The organism is Bacillus sp. NMTD17, assembly GCF_002998735.1.
Classification (GTDB): Bacteria; Bacillota; Bacilli; order Bacillales; family Bacillaceae; genus Bacillus.
The window spans coordinates 1-3,077 of the sequence record NZ_PVRH01000012.1 but is presented as its reverse complement, the minus strand read 5'-3'; the positions used below and the strand labels follow the sequence as shown (position 1 = coordinate 3,077).

At 52.3% G+C, this 3,077-nt stretch carries 1 rRNA gene; it reads left to right on the top strand.

The window, feature by feature from the left end:
• Positions 1-97 precede the first annotated feature (97 nt).
• Positions 98-3,028: ribosomal RNA gene (locus C6347_RS19075) — 23S ribosomal RNA — on the top strand.
• The last annotated feature ends 49 nt before the right edge of the window (positions 3,029-3,077 follow it).

The window sequence follows — 3,077 nt, the reverse complement described above, 5'->3', positions numbered from 1 at the left end:
CGTGTTCTTTGAAAACTAGATAACAATAAGTAATACATTCACATTGAATGCAATGCAAAGTTCATCACACATAGTGATTCTTTCTAAAGTAAGAAATGGTTAAGTTAGAAAGGGCGCACGGTGGATGCCTTGGCACTAGGAGCCGATGAAGGACGGGACGAACACCGATATGCTTCGGGGAGCTGTAAGCAAGCTTTGATCCGGAGATTTCCGAATGGGGAAACCCACTGCTCGTAATGGAGTAGTATCCATACTTGAATACATAGAGTATGAGAAGGCATACCCGGGGAACTGAAACATCTAAGTACCCGGAGGAAGAGAAAGCAAATGCGATTCCCTGAGTAGCGGCGAGCGAAACGGGAACAGCCCAAACCAAGAGGCTTGCCTCTTGGGGTTGTAGGACACTCTATACGGAGTTACAAAGGAACGATATAAGCGAAGAGGTCTGGAAAGGCCCGCCAAAGAAGGTAACAGCCCTGTAACTGAAATGTTGTTCTCTCCAGAGTGGATCCTGAGTACGGCGGAACACGTGAAATTCCGTCGGAATCCGGGAGGACCATCTCCCAAGGCTAAATACTCCCTAGTGACCGATAGTGAACCAGTACCGTGAGGGAAAGGTGAAAAGCACCCCGGAAGGGGAGTGAAATAGATCCTGAAACCGTGTGCCTACAAGTAGTCAGAGCCCGTTAAAGGGTGATGGCGTGCCTTTTGTAGAATGAACCGGCGAGTTACGATCCCGTGCAAGGTTAAGCAGAAGATGCGGAGCCGCAGCGAAAGCGAGTCTGAATAGGGCGCATGAGTACGTGGTCGTAGACCCGAAACCAGGTGATCTACCCATGTCCAGGGTGAAGTTCAGGTAACACTGAATGGAGGCCCGAACCCACGCACGTTGAAAAGTGCGGGGATGAGGTGTGGGTAGGGGTGAAATGCCAATCGAACCTGGAGATAGCTGGTTCTCTCCGAAATAGCTTTAGGGCTAGCCTCAAGGTAAGAGTCTCGGAGGTAGAGCACTGATTGGACTAGGGGCCCCTACCGGGTTACCGAATTCAGTCAAACTCCGAATGCCGATGACTTATCCTTGGGAGTCAGACTGCGAGTGATAAGATCCGTAGTCGAAAGGGAAACAGCCCAGACCGCCAGCTAAGGTCCCAAAGTATACGTTAAGTGGAAAAGGATGTGGAGTTGCTTAGACAACCAGGATGTTGGCTTAGAAGCAGCCACCATTTAAAGAGTGCGTAATAGCTCACTGGTCGAGTGACTCTGCGCCGAAAATGTACCGGGGCTAAACGTATCACCGAAGCTGCGGACTGTTCTTACGAACAGTGGTAGGAGAGCGTTCTAAGTGCTGTGAAGTCAGACCGGAAGGACTGGTGGAGCGCTTAGAAGTGAGAATGCCGGTATGAGTAGCGAAAGACGGGTGAGAATCCCGTCCACCGAATGCCTAAGGTTTCCTGAGGAAGGCTCGTCCGCTCAGGGTTAGTCGGGACCTAAGCCGAGGCCGAAAGGCGTAGGCGATGGACAACAGGTTGATATTCCTGTACCACCTCCTCACCATTTGAGCAATGGGGGGACGCAGGAGGATAGGGTAAGCGCGGTATTGGATATCCGCGTCCAAGCAGTTAGGCTGGGAAATAGGCAAATCCGTTTCCCGTAAAGGCTGAGCTGTGATGGCGAGCGAAATTTAGTAGCGAAGTTCCTGATTCCACACTGCCAAGAAAAGCCTCTAGCGAGGTGAGAGGTGCCCGTACCGCAAACCGACACAGGTAGGCGAGGAGAGAATCCTAAGGTGATCGAGAGAACTCTCGTTAAGGAACTCGGCAAAATGACCCCGTAACTTCGGGAGAAGGGGTGCTTCTTAGGGTGTTAAAGCCCCGAGAAGCCGCAGTGAATAGGCCCAGGCGACTGTTTAGCAAAAACACAGGTCTCTGCGAAGCCGTAAGGCGAAGTATAGGGGCTGACGCCTGCCCGGTGCTGGAAGGTTAAGAGGAGCGCTTAGCGTAAGCGAAGGTGCGAATTGAAGCCCCAGTAAACGGCGGCCGTAACTATAACGGTCCTAAGGTAGCGAAATTCCTTGTCGGGTAAGTTCCGACCCGCACGAAAGGCGCAACGATCTGGGCACTGTCTCAACGAGAGACTCGGTGAAATTATAGTACCTGTGAAGATGCAGGTTACCCGCGACAGGACGGAAAGACCCCGTGGAGCTTTACTGCAGCCTGATATTGAATGTTGGTACAGCTTGTACAGGATAGGTAGGAGCCTTGGAAACCGGAGCGCTAGCTTCGGTGGAGGCATCGGTGGGATACTACCCTGGCTGTATTGACCTTCTAACCCGCTGCCCTTATCGGGCAGGGAGACAGTGTCAGGTGGGCAGTTTGACTGGGGCGGTCGCCTCCTAAAATGTAACGGAGGCGCCCAAAGGTTCCCTCAGAATGGTTGGAAATCATTCGCAGAGTGTAAAGGCACAAGGGAGCTTGACTGCGAGACCTACAAGTCGAGCAGGGACGAAAGTCGGGCTTAGTGATCCGGTGGTTCCGCATGGAAGGGCCATCGCTCAACGGATAAAAGCTACCCCGGGGATAACAGGCTTATCTCCCCCAAGAGTCCACATCGACGGGGAGGTTTGGCACCTCGATGTCGGCTCATCGCATCCTGGGGCTGTAGTCGGTCCCAAGGGTTGGGCTGTTCGCCCATTAAAGCGGTACGCGAGCTGGGTTCAGAACGTCGTGAGACAGTTCGGTCCCTATCCGTCGCGGGCGCAGGAAATTTGAGAGGAGCTGTCCTTAGTACGAGAGGACCGGGATGGACGCACCGCTGGTGTACCAGTTGTTCTGCCAAGGGCATCGCTGGGTAGCTATGTGCGGACGGGATAAGTGCTGAAAGCATCTAAGCATGAAGCCCCCCTCAAGATGAGATTTCCCATTCCGCAAGGAAGTAAGATCCCTGAAAGATGATCAGGTTGATAGGTCTGAGGTGGAAGCGTGGTGACACGTGGAGCTGACAGATACTAATAGATCGAGGACTTAACCTATATTCTAATGTGAAGCTTGAACATTGTTATCTAGTTTTGAGAGAACATT